Here is an 18,004-nt window from a genome sequence, read left to right as displayed (position 1 = left end):
AATAGCTGACGCCCTGCCAGATCATCGCGTCGGCCACCTTCATGAAGCCCGCGATGTTGGCGCCGGCCACCAGATTGCCCTCCATGCCGTACTCGGCGGCGGCGTTGGCGGCGTTGTGGTAGATGTTGCGCATGATGGTGTGCAGCTTCTGGTCAACCTCCTCGAAGCTCCAGCTCAGGCGCATGGAGTTCTGGCTCATCTCCAGGCCGGAGGTGGCCACGCCGCCGGCGTTGGACGCCTTGGCGGGGGCGAAGAGGACGCCGTGCTCCTGGAACCAGGCCACCGCCTCGGGGGTGGAGGGCATGTTGGCGCCCTCGGCCACGGCGAAGCAGCCGTGCTCCACCAGGGCCTTGGCCCCCTCCAGGGGCAGCTCGTTCTGGGTGGCGCAGGGGAGGGCGATGCCGCAGGGTACCGTCCAGATGCCCTGGCAGCCCTCGAAATACTTGGCAGTGGGTACATAGTCCAGATAGGTCTTGATGCGGGCGCGCTTGACCTCCTTGATCTCCTGGATCACCTTGTAGTCAATGCCGTTTTCGTCTACAATATAGCCGTTGGAATCGCTCATGGCGATGACCTTGCCGCCCAGCTCGGTGGCCTTCTGGTTGGCGTAGATGGCCACGTTGCCGGAGCCGGAGATCACCACGCTCTGGCCCTGGAAGGACTTGCCGGCGGCCTTGAGCATCTCGTCGGCGAAGTAGCACAGGCCGTAGCCGGTGGCCTCGGTGCGGGCCAGGGAGCCGCCGTAGCTCAGGCCCTTGCCGGTGAGCACGCCGTTGAATTCGTTGCGGATGCGCTTGTACTGGCCGAACAGGTAGCCAATCTCGCGGGCTCCCACGCCGATGTCGCCGGCGGGCACATCGGTGTCGGGGCCGATGTGGCGCTGCAGCTCGGTCATAAAGGACTGGCAGAAGCGCATAACCTCGTTGTCGCTCTTGCCCTTGGGGTCAAAGTCCGCGCCGCCCTTGCCGCCGCCCATGGGCAGGCCGGTCAGGGAGTTCTTGAACACCTGCTCGAAGCCCAGGAATTTGATGATGGACAGGTTGACGGAGGGGTGGAACCGCAGGCCGCCCTTGGAGGGGCCGATGGCGGTGGAGAACTGCACCCGGTAGCCCCGGTTGACCTGCACCCGGCCGTGGTCGTCCACCCAGGAGATGCGGAACAGCAGGCTGCGCTCCGGCTCCACGATCCGGTCAATGACGCCGGACTTGGCCAGCCGCTGGTTCTGCTCCACCACGGGCTGGAGGGACTCCAGCACCTCGCCGACGGCCTGGAGGAACTCCGGCTCGTGGGCATTCTTTTTGCAGACATCTTCATAGACACCCTGGAGATACGAATTGGTAAAGGTAAATGCCATATTGCCAAACCCCTTTGCGTGGCGCCTGCCCGGCAGGCGGCCGAATTTGAGCGATGAACGCGGGGGAGAGGCCCCGCGCTTCCACGATGGAGCTATTATAATCTGTTTTCCCTAAAAATGCAAGAGAAAAAAATAAAATTGCAAAAATGACGGGAAAGCCACCGGGGAATTGGGCTGTTCTGCAAAAAATGAATTGAGTGATGCAAGATGCCGGAGAAAGTGTAACCTTTTTTCGGCTGAGACGTTGAATAGACAGAAAGGGGGGAGCGGAGTGGAGCCGCGCACGCTGGAGGAGCTGTACCGGCGCTATGCCGGAGAGCTGTATCTCTACGCCTATTCCCTGTGCCAGAACGAGGCCCAGGCCCAGGATCTGACCGCGGAGGCCTTTTGCCGCGCCCTGCTGGCCCTGGACGGGGCGGACGCCGGGTGGCGGAGCTGGCTGTATAAGGTGTGCCGCAACCTGTGGCTGGATCAGGTGCGGCGCAGCCGCCGCCTGGCCCCGGAGCCGCCAGGCCCCGAGCTGGCGGCGGAGGGAGACGTGCTGGAGGAGCTGCTCCAGGAGGAACGGCGCCGGGCCGTCTACCGGGCGGTGCAGGCCCTCTCCCCGGTGGATCGGGAGATCGTCACCCTCCACTATTATGGAGGGCTCTCCCTGAAGGAGGCGGGGGAGGCCATGGGACTCACCCCCGGAGCGGCCCGCACCCTGCTGTGCCGGGCGCGGAAGAAGCTGAAGAGCAGATTGGAGGGACAGATATGACATTTCGGGAACTGCTGGACAAATACCGGGCCGGGCAGGCCAGCGAGGAGGAGCGGGCCCTGGTGGAGGCCGAGCTGGAGAAGAGCGAGGCCATTGCCGACTACCTGGCCGAGCAGGTGGAGGACGCGCTGGGGGCGGCGGAGACGCAGGCCCCCGCCGGAGAGGTACGGCACATTCAGAAGAAGGTAAACCGCCGCCTGCGGCGGACGGCGGTGTGGGCGGCCTGCATCGTGCTGGCCGCCCTGCTGGGGGTGCGCTTTGTGGTCAGCCCCCTGGTGTCCTCCCTGTACTATCAGCCAAACGCCTACACGGTGGGCGGAATGGAAGATCGCGCGCCGGCCTCTCTTGTAAAGGAGAACGGCGTGGAGGTGATCAGAATCGGAGACCTGCCGCCGGAGGAGGTGGAGCGCCATCTGCGCGTGGAGAGTCAGGACGTGGCGGTGGATCTTACTGCCCTTTACAGCCTGCTCGCCCCGGGGGCGACGGTGACAGCCGCCTCGGCGCAGCCGGAGGGGTTCGGGCGCTACACCCTCACGGTGGAGACGGAGGCGTGGCTCACCGGGGAGACGAGCCAGCGGAGCGGCGAGCTGGGCCCCCATGCAGACGGATTCTGGGGGCACTCCAGTCCGGGGCGGAGTATTCTGGAGATTATGGAGTCGGCGGAGAGCGGGCGCGTCAGTGATAAACTGGAATTCAGCCGCCACACCCAGGACTACCTGCGCGAGCTGCCCGGCACCTCCTATGTGGCGGCGTGGGTGCATTTTCCGGAGCATCTGAACCCCGTAAAGCTGTACTGGCTGGAGGAGCAGCAGGAGTACAGCGGTATCCGCTTTCTGTGGGCGGGCGTCCGTACGGGGGAGGAGAGCATGCTGGGATTCCCCATGCTGGATGCGCGGGGCAGCGGCTTCAGTCCCGACTGGGAGGACTATCCCATGTTTAACTGGGCCCAGGCCAGTCTGGAGCGGGCCGTGGGCGTGGCCTATGAACAGCGGTTCCGCAGCCTGTTGGCCTATGTGAACGACCGGCCTCAGGCAATAGAGGCCCTGCTGGGGGGCGAGGTCTGGGCGGACTACTATCAGAGCTATTTCGCGGAGGCCGCCGCCTATGTGGAGGCCAACGGCGTGGAGGTGACCGGCGCGCTGGTGTACGCCGAGGCTGACGATCTGCTCCGCCTGTGGGAGAACGGGGACGTGGACAAAATCGCCATCGACACCGTACTGCCCTCCAAGTACTCTGCCGGCGGGACATTCGGCTGGGGTTGAGAAAATCCGCTTTGACGAACCGGCGGGTTTGTATTATAATAAAATCAGGATAGGAGGTGTCCTTATGAAGCACGTTGTCATCACCATCGGCCGGGAGTACGGTTCCGGCGGGCGGCTCATCGCCAAGCAGCTGTCGGAGGAGCTGGGTATCACCTTCTACGACAAGGAGCTCATCACGGCGGTGGCCAGGAAGACCGGATTCTCGGAGAATTTCATCCGGGATTCCGAGCATCAACGTCCCACCAACAGCTTCCTGTACGACCTCTACACCGCGGTACAGACTCCGTCGGTGCCCGACCAGGTGTTCATTGCCCAGGCCAAGGTCATCAAGGAGGCCGCGTCCAGGGAGTCCTGCGTCATCGTGGGCCGGTGCGCCGACTACATTCTGCGGGACGACCCCAGGCGGCTGAGCGTCTTTGTGCACGCTCCGCTGGACGAGCGGGTGCGCCGGGCCCGAGAGGAGTACGGCGTCCAGGAGCCCAACCTGGAGGCCTATGTGCTCCGCCAGGACAGGGCCCGCGCCTCCTACTACAACTACTTTGCCACCGGGAAATGGGGCCAGAGCCGGGAATATGACCTGTGCGTCAGCAGTCATATGGGCATTGCCGCGGCGGTGGCCACCATCAAGGCCGCGGCGCTGGCCGTGGCGGGCGGGACCGGAGCGTAAGCTGCGGGGACAGCCCACCGGCCCGGACCGTCCGCGCCGGAGCAGACAATTCGTTTGACAAGAATTTGACAAGAAGCTGAGAGGCCCCGGAATCCCAAGTGATTCCGGGGCCTCTTTTCCGTATGGCGTTCAGTTGAGCACAATGGCGTGAACCGCCTCAATGAGCGCCACCGCCGCGCTCCGATCCACCAGACACAGCGGTTTGCCATCCAACGTGGCTAGGCAGTTCTCCCCGTCAAAGCGGTAGAGGGCGATCTGGACGGAGGGGGAGCCCTCCCCCTCCAGATGGAGGGTCAGGGTGATCTCCTCCTTGCCCGTGGGGGCCTCATCGGTGAAGGACACGGCGGTCAGGGCCTGGAGGGCGCTCTGAAAATCGGTGTTCTCCAGCGTCTCGCCCTGATAGGCGAAGGCCGGCCCGTCCGCGCCGTCCGCCGCGGTGAGGGTGCAGGTCTCGCCCTCCAGGGTCACGTCCACCTGGCTGATATCCTCCAGCGCGGCGGGCAGTACCTCCTGGTGCCGGAGAGCGTCATAGGAGGCGGCCATCAGCGCCTCGTACTCCGCGCCGGTAATCTGATAGAGCAGCTTGGACTGGCCCACCCGGGCGTAGGCGGTGACCTCCTCCTCGCTCTCCCCGTCGGCGGGGGCCTCCGCCGCCCGCTCATCCGGATCGCGGCTGACGTTCAGCGTAAAGGTGCCGGAGGCCCCGTCCTCTCCGTCGTAGGCGACCTCGATGGTCAGCTCGGGGCTGTCCAGGCCGCAGGACTGGAGATGTCGTCGTTGGCGCTGTAGGTCACGCAGTCCGTCAGCGACAGGGACTGGATGGCCTGGAGATAGTCCTCCACCCGGTCGGGATCCAGCGGGACCTGCGCCCCGTCCCGCTCGGTGAAGTACACATCGTCCTCCCGGTAGGTGTTGCCGCCGTCCTCCTGGTAGGAGACGGCGTAGTTCTCCGCGCCGGAGAAGCGCAGCTCCGACACCTGGCCGAAGGCGGGGATGTCGTCCTGGTCGATCAGCTCGTCCAGGGTCACGTCAAACTCGTCCAGGGGGTCGTGGGCCGCCAGGTACACGTTTCCGTCCCCAATGGAGACATACCGCTGGGCGTCCATCTTGCTGTAGTCCCCCAGTTGGATTGTATGAGTCTCCCCGCCGGCGGTGATGCGGATGGTGCACACCGGGTTATCCAGGCCGTACTGCCCCAGATCGTCCACATCTTCGATGATAAAGGCGGCGCCGAAGGCCGCGAAGGGTTCCAGAAGTAGGTTCATCTGCTCGGCGTCCACCGGGAAGGCCGCGTCGTCGTCGTAGCTCCAGGCTCCGTCCCGGTGGAAGGACAGGGTCTGCCCGTCGTAGTCCCAGGAGAGGCTCTCCACCTCGTCGGCGGAGATGGAGAGGATGGTCTCCCCGCTGGTCTGGATCTGCTCCTTTTGGGCCTTGTACCGGCTGAGGGCAAAGGTGGCGATACAGGCCGCCAGAAGCACCGCCAGCACCACATAGAGCCGCTTATACCGCTTCATTCTGCATCCTCCTTCTCTTTACGACCACGGCGATGCCGACGCCCAGGTAGGCCAGGGGTACGATGCCGATCATGAGCACCTTCAGCAGGGAGGAGGTGGACTCGCTGATGGTCAGGTAGTTGTAGTTCAGGGACTTGCTGCGGATGGCCATGGCCTCGCTCTCCCCCACCAGGGAGGACAGGGCGTTCATCCCCAGGTTCACGTTGGCCCCCGACGAAAGGGCGTTATACTTGTCGTCCAGGAAGGCGGAGGAGGAGAACCACACCATCTGGCCGCTGCCGGCCTCCACGGAGACCGCCAGGGTGAAGGGGCCGTCCAGATCCCCCTCCTCCTTGTCGTAGGTGTCCAGCTCGTAGCCGGCCAGCTTGCTGTAGGAGGCGTCCGAGGTGGTGAGCAGGGGGGTGACCGTGGCGCCGTTGGTGTCCTCCCCCACGGTGAGGCCCAGAGAGAGGGGCAGGATGGGGAAGTAGCGCTCGTCGATCAGGGAGTCGGTGATGGCGCTGGAGTCCAGGTCGGGCAGGAGGGCGAAGGGCGCCTGGAGGACATAGTGCTCTCGGTCGGACTCGATCACAATCCCCTCGTTGGCCGTCACACCGTACTCGGACAGGAGGCTGTAGAGGTTGTCCAGGGAGGTGCCATCCACCGGGCCGGCCATGACCAGCAGCTTGCCGCCGCCGGTCACATAGTCGGCGAGCATATCCCGCTCCTCCTCGGAGATGTCGCTGGTGGGGGCGTAGATGAGGAGGCAGGCGGCGTCCTCGGGAATGGCGTCCACGGTCAGCAGGGAGAGGTCGTGCAGCTCCATGTTCGCCTTCTCCAGCTGCTCCTGGAAGGTGGAGGGCAGCGCGCTCTCGCCGTGGCCCTCCAGCCGGTAGAGCTGGGGCTGCTCGGCGTTGACCACATAATCGATGGCCGAGGTGATGGCGCCCTCGCCGTCAAAGGAGGTGTTGTAGGAGTAGGTGTACATGTCCGGCTCAGACAGATAGATGTCGCCGTAGGAGATAAACCGGCTGCGCTCCCCGCACTCCACCACCAGGCTGTTGTTCTTCACCGCCTCGTCGGTGTACTGCTCGGCGAAGGTGGGGTAGACGTCGGGGTTTTTCTTGACCACGGTAATGTGGTCGGACAGGCTCTCGTATTTGCCCAGGAGGTTTTCAATCACCGCGTCCTCCTCGCCGGACTGCACGATCCAGTAGATGGTCACGTCCTGCTCCAGCGCGTTGACCACCACCTTGGTGTTGCTGGTGACGGAGTAGAGCTTGGAGGCGCTGATGTCATACTGGGTCAGGTTGGTGGGCAGGGCGCTCACCAGAAGATTGAGGACGATGAGCAGCGCCAGCACCGCCGCCGTCAGCATCAGGGAGTAGGTTCCGCCCTGAAAGGCCTGGTGGCTGTGTCCCGCCGGGCCGGAGGGTGTTGCATTCGGCCGCTTCTTCATCAGTTGTACCTCCTTTTCTCCAAAGACTGCACCGAGAGGAACAGGAAGAGGGCGGCCACCGTCAGGTAGTAGAACACGGCCGTCAGATCGAACACGCCGTTGACAAAGGTGTAAAACCGCTCAAAGAGGGAGAGGGCGGACATCACCGTGGGCAGCAGGCCCTCGAAGGCGGTGCTGTCCACGAAGTACAGGGCCGCCACCGTGGCCAGCAGCACCAGACAGACGCCGTAGGCCAGGTTGCTGTTTCGGGTCAGATAGCGCACCACGGCACCCGCCGCCAGAATGAGCACCAGCAGGGCGGCCAGCGCCCCCACCGGGGTGGAGGAGACATACTCGGAGAGGCTGACGCTGTAGTAGTTCAGCAGAATGACCGCGATGCCCAGACCGGCAGCCAAGCCCTGGTTGTCGGTCAGCGAGGAGAGAAAGACCCCCACGGCGATCAGGGCCGCGCCCAGCAGGAAAAAGGCCAGGATGGAGCCGTAGGAGGTAAGCAGATAGACGTCGCCGAACTGGGCGAAGATCAGCGGATAGACCGCGATGATGGCCAGAGGGATCAGGTACAGCACCAGCAGGGCCAGATATTTCCCGGCGATGATCTGCACGGTGGTGATGGGCAGGGAGTAGAGTAGCTGGTCGGTCTTCTGCCTGCGCTCCTCGGCCAGCACCCGCATGGTCAGCACCGGCACGATGACCACAAAGACCAGGCTGGCGAAGCTGAGGACATACTCGAAGTTGCTGACCGCGGCCTGGAGGTTGTAGAGCATGGCGCCGATGCCGATGAAGGCCAGCAGAAACGCGCCGAACACATAGGCGGTCAGGGAGTGAAAATAGCTTCTCAGCTCATGCTTGAATACGGCGGTCATGCCTGCTCCTCCTCTCCCTCCGCGGCGGCCGGGGCCTCCGCGCTCTGTTCCGTCAGTTCGATGAAGATATCCTCCAGATTGGCCTTCTTCAGCGCCATCTCCAGCAGGGGAACCCCCGCCCCGGCAAAGGCGAAGAAGAGGGCGCGGGAGACGTCGTGGAGGCTTGCCTCCCGGCCGGTTCTGAGGCGCGCGGTGACGAGGCCGCCCTCCTCCGCCGTGATGGACCGGCCGGTGATGGCGCCGATGCCGTCCAGAAGGGCGCGCACCTGCTCCTCCGTCCCCTCGGCGGTCAGGGTGATCTCGTTGGGGCTGAGCAGGCGGCTCTCCAGCTCGTCGGGCGCGCCGAAGGCCGCCAGCCTCCCGTGGGCGATCATGAGGATCTGATCGCAGATGGTCTGCACCTCGGACAGGATGTGGGAGCTGAACAGAACCGTATGGGTCTGGCCCAGCTGCCGGATGAGCTCCCGGATCTCAATGATCTGGAGGGGGTCCAGCCCCACCGTGGGCTCATCCAGAATGATAACCCTGGGGCTGCCCAGCAGCGCCTGGGCAATGCCTACCCGCTGCCGGTAGCCCTTGGAGAGCGCGGAGATGCAGCGGTGGCGCACGCCGGTGAGCCTGGTCTGTTCCACCACCTCCGCGATCTGGCGTTCCAGCGCCCCGCCCCGCAGCCCCTTGGCCTCGCCCACGAACCGCAGGTATTCCACTGGAGTCTCGTTCAGATAGAGGGGCGGCTGCTCCGGCAGGTAGCCGATGAGCCGCTTGGCCGCGCCGGGTTCCTCGAAAATGTCGTGCCCGTCGATGCGCACACGCCCGCTTGTGGCGGACAGGCAGCCGGTTATGATGTTCATGGTGGTGGACTTTCCCGCGCCGTTTGGCCCCAGGAAGCCGTAGACATGCCCCTCCTCGATTTCAAAGGAGAGATCGTCCACCGCCAGGAAATCTCCATAACACTTTGTCAGGTGTTCCACTGTGATCATGGTTGACCTCCTCGATTCCATTTGAGTGCGTGGCACCCGAGGTCATTATAAAGAGAAATGCTGAAACGACGCTGAAAGCCCGGTTCCCCGGAGGACAACCTGAGGGTGCGGCCCAGCGGGGCCGCACCCTCAGGTTGTCCATAGACCCTCCTGCTAAAGCGTTCGGAGGGAAGGATAGTGTGAAAGGGAACCGTCAGGGTTCCCTGGAGGTGAATTGGCCGTAGGCCAAGAGAGACCGGCCTGGGCCGTTCGCGTTGGATCAAGCGACATTTTGAAACTTTTTCAGAGTTTCAAAATGTCCCCCCAGCCTGTCGAAAAGACTTTTTTGACAGGCTGGGGTGCGGCCCAGCAGGGCCGCACCCTCGCGCGGTCGTTCGGAGCGCTGCTCCGGTCAGTCATTGGGGAAAGCGGCGCGGTAGACGGCCTCCTGCTCCGGCAGGTGGGTGACATATCCCACCGGAATCCGGTTTCCGGTGGCCTCGATGATCCTCCGCGCGCCGTCCGGGCCGAAGGCGCCGCACAGCTCGATGCAGCCGACGCCCTGCTCCAGCAGCTCCTGCGCGGCCGCACAGGCGCCCTCCAGGGTGGAGACGCCGCGCATCTGCGCCGCTCCGCCGTGTATGGCCGCCCGGTCGGTCTCCGGGCAAAAGTCCCCCAGGATCAAAAATGCAAATTTCATACACATGCCTCCTGTATCTCTGATTTCATTCTCTGATTTCTGGACGCGGCTTACTCCGGCGCCGCTACTCCTGTCGGCAGGGCAGCTCCGCCCGGAAGCGGTTAAAGCCTCCGGCACACGTTACGTCAATGGTTCCGTGGTGCTGGGCCACAATGCCCTCGGCAATGGACAGCCCCAGGCCGAAGCTGCCATTCCGGCTCCGGGCCGGATCAGCGCGGTAAAAGCGCTGGAAGATCTGGCGGCGGGCCTCCGGCGGGATCGGTTCCCCCTGGTTGGCCACCGTCAGCGCACAGTGATTCCGCCCCCTCCGGTGGAGAGTTACCTGGGTCTCGCCGCCGGGGCTGGAGTACTTTTGTGCGTTGTCCAGCAGAATCTCCAGCACCCGCCGCAGCGATTCCTCATCGCCGCTGACGGTGATCCCCTCGTCCACCTGGGAGATCAGGGTGAGGCCCTGCTCAAAGAACAGCGGCTCAAAGGGCAGGAGGCTCCGGGCGGTCAGAACGCTGAGATCCACCGGCCGGAGCACAAGGTGGGATTCGGCGCTGTCCGTGCGGGCCAGCTCCAGCATCTGCTCGATCAGGGCGCGCATCTGCCGGGACATGGTGAGGATGCTGCTGGAAAAAGTGCTCCGCCTGGCCTCGTCCGCCTCGTCCTGGAGCAGCTCCGCATCCGTCATGATGACGGTCAGCGGGGTTTTCAGCTCGTGGGAGGCGGCCGCGACGAATTGCCGCTGTTGCTGCCAGGCCCGCTCCACCGGGCGCACCGCCCACTTGGAGAGCAAAACGCTGACCCATAGGAAGGCCAGGAAACTCAGACCGCCGATCAGGAGGCAGGTTCTGCGCAGTCCGTCCAGCGTGGCCCGCTCACTGGAGATGTCCGCGAACACCAGGAAGCGGCTCATGGGTGCGTCGGAGCGGTAATAGCGCAGGTTATACTCCTCCAGCACCCCCAGGCGGCGGGGGGAGGCCGCAGCGGCCTGGGCCAGGCCGCCCAGAAAGGCGTCGTCGGACAGGTCGTAGTAGCCACCGCTGGCGTCCAGCAGCTCGCCGTGGGGGCCGAGCTGCAGCGTGAAGAAGGGCAGGCGCACGTCCTCCCCCAGCTCGCCCGGTGCGTTCATTTGAAAGGGCTGGCTGGCGATGCGCTCCATCATACGGATGCTCTCGGTCTCCAGATTGGCGCTGGTGAAGTAGAACACCAGGCCCAGTATGGCGCTGAGCAGGATGGTGGCGATGCCCATGTTGATGATAATGAACTTCAGGCGCAGCCGCTTAATCATCGCCGCTCACCTCCAGGTGGTAGCCCAGCCGGCGGATGGACTCGATGCGGATGTTGGAACCGATGCTGGCGAGCTTTTTCCGCAGAAAGCAGACGTAGACCTCCACATGGTTTTCCACCGCGTCGGAGTCGTACCCCCATACCCGCTCCAGCAGGGCCGCCTTGGACAAATTGCGCTCGCCCGCCTGGAGGAGCAGCCGCATGATGTCGAACTCCCTGGCGGACAGCCGGATGCTGTCCGCCCCGCAGGAGAGGGCGGCGGTGGACAGATCCAGAGATGTATTGCCCAGGGTGAGCTGATTGACCTGGGCGCCCTGCCGGCGCAGCAGGGCGTTGACGCAGGCCAGCAGCTCCCGGGTGTCAAAAGGCTTGGTGAGGTAGTAGTCGGCCCCCGCGTTCAGACCGGTGATGCGGTCCTCCAGGCCGGAGCGGGCGGTAAGCATCAGAATGGGGGTGCCCAGATGCCTGGCGCGTACCTGCCGGGCCACGGTGTAGCCGTCCAGGCCGGGCATCATCACGTCCAGAATCAGCAGGTCGTAGACGCCCAGCTCCGCGTATTCCGCCCCGGTCTCCCCGTCATAGACGGCCTCCGCCTCAAAGCCCTTCCGCCGCAGCACCTCGGCGATGGAGTCGGCCAGCAGCTGTTCGTCCTCTATAATCAAAATTTTCAACACTGTCCCTCCTGCGTTTGTCCCACGTGTCTTTCTGATCATAATACAGAACGAAGCTGAAAGGAAGCTGAAAACCAGCGGATCTTTCGCGGCGTCCCCTGCCTGATGGCTGATAGAGATGGGAGGAGATATTCTTAGAAAAATGGAGCCGGATACCGATGGTACGGCATCCGGCTCCACTATTGAAGCAGTCAGAATCATTCTATCCGTTAGCGGACTCTGATTTATGAAAAATTTTGGCCGTTTCCTGCCCGCGGAGCACCCGCAGGCCGCCCAGGGCCAGGGAGCGCATCTCGTCCTCGCCGGGGTAGACCACCACGGGGGCCAGGAAGGAGACCCGCTTCTCAATCTCGCTGGTGACATACTGGGAGTAAGCGATGCCGCCGGTGAGGAGAATGGAGTCCACCTTGCCGCACACGTTGGGGGCGCACTTGGCGATGTTCTTGGCGATGTTGAGGATCATGGCGTCGTAGACCAGCTTGGCGTGGGCGTCGCCGCTCTGGATCATCTGCTCCACCGCGCGGCTGTCAGTGGTGCCCAGGTGGGCCATCAGGCCGCCCTGGTTCTTCACCAGCTTCATCATGCCCTTGTAGTCGTACCGGCCGCTGAAGCATTCCTTAATCACGTCAAACATGGGCAGTCCGCCGGCGCGCTCGGGGGAGAAGGGGCCCTCCTCGTCGTTGATGAAGTCCTCAATCTTCCCGTTGTGGTGCAGGTTGACGGAGATGCCGCCGCCCAGGTGGGCTACGATGACGGTGATGTCCTTGTAGTCCCTGCCGCTCTCCCGGGCGTAGCGCAGGGCCGCGGCGCGGGTGTTCAGGTTGTGGCCCATGCCCTTGCGGCGCATGGAGGGCAGGCCGGTGAGCTTGTTAATGGGCAGCAGCTCGTCCACCGTGACCCCATCGTAGATATAGGCGGGGATGCCAAGCTGGAGGCTGATGGAACGGGCGATCATCGCGCCCACGTTGGAGGCGTGCTCGTTCTGGGGCTTGTTCTTGAGCTGCCACACCATGTCGTCGTTGACCTCGTAGGCCCCCGCCTCGATGGGGGTCAGCAGGCCGCCCCGGGAGACGATGGCGGTGAGGGAGTCCAGCGGGACGCTGTGCCGCTTCAGGCAGTCCAGCACCAGCTCGCGGCGGAATTCATACTGGTCGGCCACGCAGTCGAAGGGGGCGAGCTCCTCGGCGGAGTGGGTGATGGACTCCACGAACAGGGGCTCCTCCCCGTCAAAGACGGCCAGCTTGGTGGACGTAGAGCCGGGGTTGAGAATCAAAAGTCGCTCCATTGGGGTTCCTCCTTACTGATTCCGGGCGGCCGCGGCGGAGATGACGATGGACAGGTACTTCTCCTCGGCGGAGGAGCCGCGGCTGGTCATGACGATGGGGCACCGGGCGCCCACGATGAAGCCGGCCATCTTGGCCTTGCAGGTGACGGTGAGCATCTTGCCCATGATGTTGCCGGCGTGGATGTTGGGGGCCACCAGCACGTCGCAGTCGCCGGCGCAGGGGCTTTCAAAGCCCTTGAAGGCGGCGATCTCGCGGCTGACGGCGCAGTCGTAGGAGATGGGGCCCTCCACCACGCAGCCGGTGAGCTCGCCCCGCTGGTTCATCTGCTTCAGGGCGTCGCCCTCCACGGTCTCGGGCATCTTGGGGTTGAGCTTCTCCACGCAGGCCAGCACGCCCACCTTGGGGCAGTCGTAGCCCATGGCCCGCAGGGCGCCCACGGTGTTCTCGATGATGGCCTTCTTCTGCTCCAGGGTGGGATAGGTCACCATGCCGCCGTCCACCGGCATCAGCAGCTTGTGATAGGTGGGGATTTCAAAGGCGGTGAAGTGGCTCATGACGCCGCCCTTGCCCAGGCCGGTCTCCTTATTCACCACGGCCTTGAGCAGCACGGAGGTGTCCAGCTTGCCCTTCATCAGGAAGTCGGCCTCACCCGCCCGCACCAGGGCCACCGCCTTGCGGGCGGCCTCCGCCAGATCGGGCTCGTCGTGGATGTCCTCCGCGGGGATGTGCTCGCCCAGCTCCGCCAGCACCTGGTCGATCACCGCCTTGTCGCCCACCAGGATGGGGGTCACAATCCCCTCGGCCCGGGCGCGCAGGACGGCCTCGATGGTGTGGGCGTCGCCCGCCGCGGCCACGGCCATGCGGGCGCGGCTGGGCTGGCCCTTCACGTGGGCGATCAGCTCGTCAAAATTGTGAAATACCATGCCGAATTCCTCCTTACTGCTTCTGGGCGCGGCCCAGCTCCAGGCCCTTCTCAAAGGCCTGCTTGTTGAGGGGCAGGAGCTTGGGCTTGGAGGAGAGCTTGTGCTCGATGGTCTGCCAGACGATGGCGGGGTCGATGACCTCGGTGTAGCCCACGTAGACGCCCAGCATGATGACGTTGAGCACCTTGGCGTTGCCCATCTCCAGGGCCAGCTCGGTGACGGGGGCCTTGACCAGCTTCACGTCGTCCCGGCCGATGTCGTCGGAGACGATGGAGCTGTTGATGAACAGGGTGCCGCCGCTCTTGAGGGTGCCGATGAACTTCTTGAGGGAGGGGCCGTTCATGACGATGAGATCGTCCATCACGTCGCCCAGAGGGGCGCCGATGGCCTCGTCGGAGATGACCACGAAGCAGTTGGCGGTGCCGCCGCGCTGCTCGGCGCCGTAGGAGGGGAAGAAGGTGACGTTCTTGTCGGTGGAATTACAGGTGGCGTCCGCCAGGAACTTGCCCAGGGTCATGACGCCCTGGCCGCCGAAGCCGGCCACGCAGAGATTGGTTTCCATGTTCGCTCTCCTCCTTTAGCGGTCGCGGACGACGCCCAGCGGGAACTCGGGCAGCATCTTCTCTTCGATGTACTCCAGGGACTTCATGGGATCCAGGCCCCAGTTGGTGGGGCAGCTGGTGACGATCTCCACCATGGAGAAGCCCTTGCCGTCCAGCTGGTTCTGGAAGGCCTTGTGAATGGCCTGCTTGGTCTTGTTGACGTTGGCGGGGGTGTTGCAGCTGGTGCGCACCAGGTAGGCGGGCGCGGTGAGCTGGTTGAGAATCTCACACATGTGCATGGGATAGCCGTGCTCCTTGGGATCGCGGCCGTGGGGGGCGGTGGAGGCCTTCATGCCCACCAGGGTGGTGGGGGCCATCTGGCCGCCGGTCATGCCGTAGATGCCGTTGTTGATGAAGATGACGGTGATGTTCTCCCCGCGGTTGGCGGCGGAAATAGACTCGGCCAGGCCGATGGAGGCGAAGTCGCCGTCGCCCTGGTAGGTGAAGACCAGGCTGTCCGGATTGGAGCGCTTCATGCCGGTGGCCACGGCGCAGGCGCGGCCGTGGGGCGCGGTGGTGTTGTCGTAGGCGATATAGTCCATGTGCAGGCCGCAGCAGCCGATGCCCAGGACGCAGGCGGCGCGGTCCACCAGCTCCATCTCCTCCAGCACCTCGCCGATGAGCTTGATGACGGTGGAGTGCATACAGCCGGGGCAGAAGCCGGAGACCTTGTCCTCCTGGATGGTTTTTGTTCTTCCGTAGATCTTTTCCATCTTACTTGCCCTCCATGATCTTCTTGACCGCGGCAAGGACCTTGTCGCGGCTCATGATGTTGCCGCCGGAGCACAGGCACGTCTCGATGGGGCAGCGGTCCTTCACAGACACCGCCACGTCGTCCACGAACTGGGCGGGGATGGACATCTCCACGTCCAGCACGGCCTTCACCTTGCTGTAGTCGATGTGGTCGTAGGCGGCATAGGGGAAGGGGTGGACGGTGATGGGGCGGATCAGGCCGGCCTTGACGCCCTGGGCGCGGAGCAGATCCACCGCGGACTTGCAGATGCGGGCGGAGATGCCGTAGGCGGTGAGCACCACCTCGGCGTCCTCCAGCCGGTACTCCTCCACCTGCACGTCCTTCTCCCAGGAGGCGTACAGGGCGGCGGCGTCCTCGTTGGCCTTCTGCATGTCGCTGGTCAGCCAGTGGCCCGGCTGGATCCAGGCGCGGTGGGCGTAGTCCAGCTTGTGGCCCACGCAGGCCCAGCCCTGCTTGGACGCCTTGAGGGCGGCCACCTCCTCCTCGCTCTTCATCCCGGGCAGCACCACCGGCTCCATCATGGTGCCGATGACGCCGTCGGCCAGGATGAGCACCGGGTTGCGGTCCCGGTCGGCGTAGTCAAAGGCGGCGTAGGTCATGTCCACCGCCTCCTGGACGGTGGAGGGGGCGAAGACCATCATCTGGAAGCCGCCGTTGCCGCTGGCCTTGGTGGCCTGGAAGTAGTCCATCTGGGCGGGCTGGATGGAGCCGACGCCCGGGCCGCCCCGGGAGATGTTGGCGTACACCATGGGGATGCGGGCGGCGGCGCAGTAGGAGATGCCCTCGCTCTTCAGGGCGATTCCGGGGGAGGAGGAGGAGGTCATGGCCCGCACGCCGGCGGAGGCGGCGCCGTACACCATGTTCACCGAGGCCACCTCCGACTCGCCCTGGACGAACACGCCGCCCACCTCGGGCATGCGACGGGAAAAATACTCGGGAATCTCGTTCTGCGGGGTGATGGGATAGCCGGCAAAGAACCGGCAGCCCGCCCGCACGGCCGCCTCGGCGATGGCCTCGCAGCCCTTCATAAATACGCGTGACATATTGCCTTCCTCCCCTTACTTGTAGATCTCGATGGCCCCGTCCGGGCACATGCGGCCGCAGATGGCGCAGCCGATGCAGTCCTCCGGGCGCACGGGCACCACGTACTCATAGCCCTTGGAGTTGACGCCTGTGCCGATCTCCAGCACCTGCTTGGGGCAGAACTTCACGCAGTAGCCGCAGCTCTTGCAGCGCTCCGCCACAATTTCCACTTTTGCCATACTGACATCTCCTTCTTGCATATTGCATCTTGCAAACTATTGAATAGGGGGCTTACGGTGCGTCCGGCTCCGGCCCGGCCGCCCAGGGATAGGTCAGCCACAGGCGGATGGGGAGCACCGGGCAGGGCAGCCCCTCCGGCAGGGCGGCGCACAGCTCCCGGCGGACGCACAGGTAATCCACCAGCTTGTAGGGGCTCACCAGCTCCCAGAGCCTCCGGGCGCCCTCCGCCACGTCGGCGGGGGTGGTCTCCGGCCCAAGGTTGGGGTTGCCCACCAGCCGCAGCCGGTCCAGCTCCACATGGGAGACTCCCAGGGTCTCCCCCAGCACCTGGTCAATGTGCTCCAGGGTGGCCGACCAGGGGCGGAAGGGGTTGATCACGTAATACACCGTAGTGCCGTCCCGGTTGAGCAGGGGGGCATATCCCCCGATGGAGCGGGCGCCGATGTAGTCGCCCCCCACGTCCAGCACGGCGCAGCAGTGCGGATCGTTCAGCCGCTGCCGCACGCCGCCGGTCAGGGTGGGGGCATCCATAAACTGGGCCTCGTAGTGGACCTCCACCCCCAGCGCCTCCAGGGCCTCGCGCCGGTCTCTGGAGCGGAAGAGGGGCTTGGTCATGTCCAGGTCAAAGAAGTGGACGGGTTTGCCGCCCAGTTCCGCCAGTGCCTGGGCGAAATTAAGGGCAATCTCGCTTTTGCCGCTGCCCGCCTCGCCCAGGAAAACAACATTGCTGCTGGAAGTCATATCCAGAAGACTGGATACTGAGGTTTGCTGTGCCATGGATACCTCCTATAATCAAACAAGATATAATTTGTATCTTGCAAGATTTGTGAGTTAAGAATACCACACTTTTTTTAAATTGCAAGGGGGGTGGACCAGGTTTGGAAAAAGTGTCAAAATTGAGTGTATTGATTTGGGAAAAACGCTGGCCGGGCTTGTCTTTTAAAGCGGACGCTGTTATAATATCTTGCAAGAAATGAAATGGAAGGAGACGAAACCATGGCGGCGATCAAAAAGCGCTCCCTGGTGGATCAGGTGTATGAAATGCTGCGCGGCGATATCATCACGCTGCGGCGTCCCTTGGGCAGCAAGTTGAATGTCAATGAGCTTCAGGATGAGCTGGGCGTGAGCTGCACCCCCATCCGGGAAGCGGTAAACAGGCTCCAGCAGGAGGGGCTGGTGGTCTACGAGAACAACGTGGGCGCCCACATCCTGGACTTGGACCAGCACGACATCACAGAGATTGAACAGCTGGCCATGACCCTCCACTGTGCTGCCATCCGCCTGGCCATGGCGCATGGCGACCGGGCCGCAATCGTGACAGGGCTGGAAAAGTACCTGGAGGAGTACCGGCGGGCGAGGAATGTACAGAGCGAGGTTATGGCGGTTAACCGTTTTGTGGGGACCTTTTACGCACACTGCGGCAATCGCCGGCTGGATGCGAATATGATCTCCATACAGGGCCAGCAGTTGCTGCTGCGGTATATCTATGCCGACTGCCTTACCGAGCGCGGCAGCCATGCGGAGGACTTTGAAGGCATGCTGGAGGCGGCCCGGAGGGGGGATGCCGAGGAGGTCTGCGTCTGTCTGCAACGGAACACCGACCGGTGTATTCCGGTTCTGATGGAGTATGTCCTGAAGGAGAAAGCGGCCCGGTAACACGCCGCAGAAAATGGAGGCCAGAGTAAGCAGCGCCGCCGATCCCAACGGATCGGCGGC

Annotated in this window: 20 protein-coding genes; 4 read left to right on the top strand and 16 right to left on the bottom strand. The window is 63.9% G+C overall.

The genetic code is table 11. The features are described from left to right. The coding region (gene gdhA, locus HMPREF0372_RS11365; RefSeq protein WP_007492452.1) for an NADP-specific glutamate dehydrogenase at positions 1-1,354 on the bottom strand (1,354 nt) is incomplete at its 3' end. A gap of 271 nt (positions 1,355-1,625) precedes the next feature. Between gdhA and HMPREF0372_RS11360 the strand changes: the two genes are divergently transcribed. The 3 genes from HMPREF0372_RS11360 to HMPREF0372_RS11350 all read left to right on the top strand — a co-directional run bounded on the left by HMPREF0372_RS11360 (position 1,626) and on the right by HMPREF0372_RS11350 (position 4,040). After that, on the top strand, positions 1,626-2,111 hold the full coding sequence (locus HMPREF0372_RS11360; protein WP_007492450.1) for an RNA polymerase sigma factor: 486 nt from the start codon (positions 1,626-1,628) through the stop codon (positions 2,109-2,111). Beyond that, a complete protein-coding gene (locus HMPREF0372_RS11355) occupies positions 2,108-3,373 on the top strand; it encodes an anti sigma factor C-terminal domain-containing protein (protein WP_007492449.1) in 1,266 nt (421 codons plus the stop codon). The genes HMPREF0372_RS11360 and HMPREF0372_RS11355 overlap by 4 nt, the downstream gene beginning before the upstream one ends. A gap of 64 nt (positions 3,374-3,437) precedes the next feature. Beyond that, positions 3,438-4,040 carry a cytidylate kinase-like family protein gene (locus HMPREF0372_RS11350; protein ID WP_007492447.1) on the top strand — a complete coding sequence of 201 codons (603 nt, stop codon included), beginning with the start codon at positions 3,438-3,440 and terminating at the stop codon, positions 4,038-4,040. A 129-nt stretch (positions 4,041-4,169) separates the two neighbouring features. On the opposite strand, the gene HMPREF0372_RS20690 is transcribed toward HMPREF0372_RS11350, so the two are convergent. The 15 genes from HMPREF0372_RS20690 to HMPREF0372_RS11280 all read right to left on the bottom strand — a co-directional run bounded on the left by HMPREF0372_RS20690 (position 4,170) and on the right by HMPREF0372_RS11280 (position 17,065). After that, positions 4,170-4,772, bottom strand: a complete 603-nt coding sequence (locus HMPREF0372_RS20690) for a hypothetical protein (protein WP_230979287.1) — start codon at positions 4,770-4,772, stop codon at positions 4,170-4,172. 2 nt (positions 4,773-4,774) lie between these two features. Next, positions 4,775-5,554 carry a DUF4340 domain-containing protein gene (locus HMPREF0372_RS20685; RefSeq protein WP_007492443.1) on the bottom strand — a complete coding sequence of 260 codons (780 nt, stop codon included), beginning with the start codon at positions 5,552-5,554 and terminating at the stop codon, positions 4,775-4,777. Then, positions 5,541-6,992, bottom strand: coding sequence for a GldG family protein (locus tag HMPREF0372_RS11340; protein ID WP_007492442.1), 1,452 nt, complete (start codon positions 6,990-6,992; stop codon positions 5,541-5,543). The genes HMPREF0372_RS20685 and HMPREF0372_RS11340 overlap by 14 nt, the downstream gene beginning before the upstream one ends. Then, on the bottom strand, positions 6,992-7,855 hold the full coding sequence (locus HMPREF0372_RS11335) for an ABC transporter permease (protein ID WP_007492440.1): 864 nt from the start codon (positions 7,853-7,855) through the stop codon (positions 6,992-6,994). The genes HMPREF0372_RS11340 and HMPREF0372_RS11335 overlap by 1 nt, the downstream gene beginning before the upstream one ends. Further along, positions 7,852-8,835, bottom strand: a complete 984-nt coding sequence (locus HMPREF0372_RS11330; RefSeq protein WP_039997315.1) for an ABC transporter ATP-binding protein — start codon at positions 8,833-8,835, stop codon at positions 7,852-7,854. Before HMPREF0372_RS11330 ends, HMPREF0372_RS11335 begins: the two co-directional genes overlap by 4 nt. A gap of 391 nt (positions 8,836-9,226) precedes the next feature. Beyond that, a complete protein-coding gene (locus tag HMPREF0372_RS11325) occupies positions 9,227-9,514 on the bottom strand; it encodes a DUF6506 family protein (protein WP_039997313.1) in 288 nt (95 codons plus the stop codon). A gap of 64 nt (positions 9,515-9,578) precedes the next feature. Continuing rightward, positions 9,579-10,790: a sensor histidine kinase gene (locus HMPREF0372_RS11320; RefSeq protein ID WP_007492435.1), complete on the bottom strand. Its 1,212-nt coding sequence runs from the start codon at positions 10,788-10,790 to the stop codon at positions 9,579-9,581. Beyond that, complete coding sequence (locus tag HMPREF0372_RS11315; RefSeq protein WP_414016159.1) at positions 10,783-11,463, bottom strand: response regulator transcription factor; 681 nt, start codon at positions 11,461-11,463, stop codon at positions 10,783-10,785. Before HMPREF0372_RS11315 ends, HMPREF0372_RS11320 begins: the two co-directional genes overlap by 8 nt. A 199-nt stretch (positions 11,464-11,662) precedes the next feature. Further along, on the bottom strand, positions 11,663-12,745 hold the full coding sequence (buk, locus tag HMPREF0372_RS11310; protein ID WP_007492431.1) for a butyrate kinase: 1,083 nt from the start codon (positions 12,743-12,745) through the stop codon (positions 11,663-11,665). A gap of 12 nt (positions 12,746-12,757) precedes the next feature. Next, the gene (locus tag HMPREF0372_RS11305) at positions 12,758-13,669 is read right to left on the bottom strand and encodes a phosphate acyltransferase (protein WP_007492429.1); all 912 of its coding nucleotides are present in this window, start codon (positions 13,667-13,669) and stop codon (positions 12,758-12,760) included. A gap of 13 nt (positions 13,670-13,682) precedes the next feature. Then, on the bottom strand, positions 13,683-14,231 hold the full coding sequence (locus tag HMPREF0372_RS11300) for a 2-oxoacid:acceptor oxidoreductase family protein (protein WP_007492427.1): 549 nt from the start codon (positions 14,229-14,231) through the stop codon (positions 13,683-13,685). Between the two features lie 15 nt (positions 14,232-14,246). Then, complete coding sequence (locus HMPREF0372_RS11295; protein ID WP_007492426.1) at positions 14,247-14,984, bottom strand: thiamine pyrophosphate-dependent enzyme; 738 nt, start codon at positions 14,982-14,984, stop codon at positions 14,247-14,249. 1 nt (position 14,985) lies between these two features. Next, on the bottom strand, positions 14,986-16,068 hold the full coding sequence (gene vorB / locus HMPREF0372_RS11290; protein WP_039997310.1) for a 3-methyl-2-oxobutanoate dehydrogenase subunit VorB: 1,083 nt from the start codon (positions 16,066-16,068) through the stop codon (positions 14,986-14,988). Positions 16,069-16,083: 15 nt separating this feature from the next. Beyond that, positions 16,084-16,287, bottom strand: a complete 204-nt coding sequence (locus tag HMPREF0372_RS11285) for a 4Fe-4S dicluster domain-containing protein (protein WP_035300987.1) — start codon at positions 16,285-16,287, stop codon at positions 16,084-16,086. A 52-nt stretch (positions 16,288-16,339) separates the two neighbouring features. Further along, the gene (locus HMPREF0372_RS11280) at positions 16,340-17,065 is read right to left on the bottom strand and encodes a P-loop NTPase family protein (RefSeq protein WP_050810494.1); all 726 of its coding nucleotides are present in this window, start codon (positions 17,063-17,065) and stop codon (positions 16,340-16,342) included. Positions 17,066-17,284: 219 nt separating this feature from the next. On the opposite strand from HMPREF0372_RS11280, the gene HMPREF0372_RS11275 reads away from it, so the two are divergent. Further along, entirely contained in the window at positions 17,285-17,944 is a 660-nt protein-coding gene (locus HMPREF0372_RS11275) for a GntR family transcriptional regulator (protein WP_110503350.1), read from the top strand. The last annotated feature ends 60 nt before the right edge of the window (positions 17,945-18,004 follow it).

Source organism: Flavonifractor plautii ATCC 29863 (assembly GCF_000239295.1).
GTDB classification, from domain to species: domain Bacteria; phylum Bacillota; class Clostridia; order Oscillospirales; family Oscillospiraceae; genus Flavonifractor; species Flavonifractor plautii.
The sequence above is the reverse complement of the archived record's forward strand: the minus strand, read 5'-3'. Positions and strand labels throughout refer to the sequence as shown.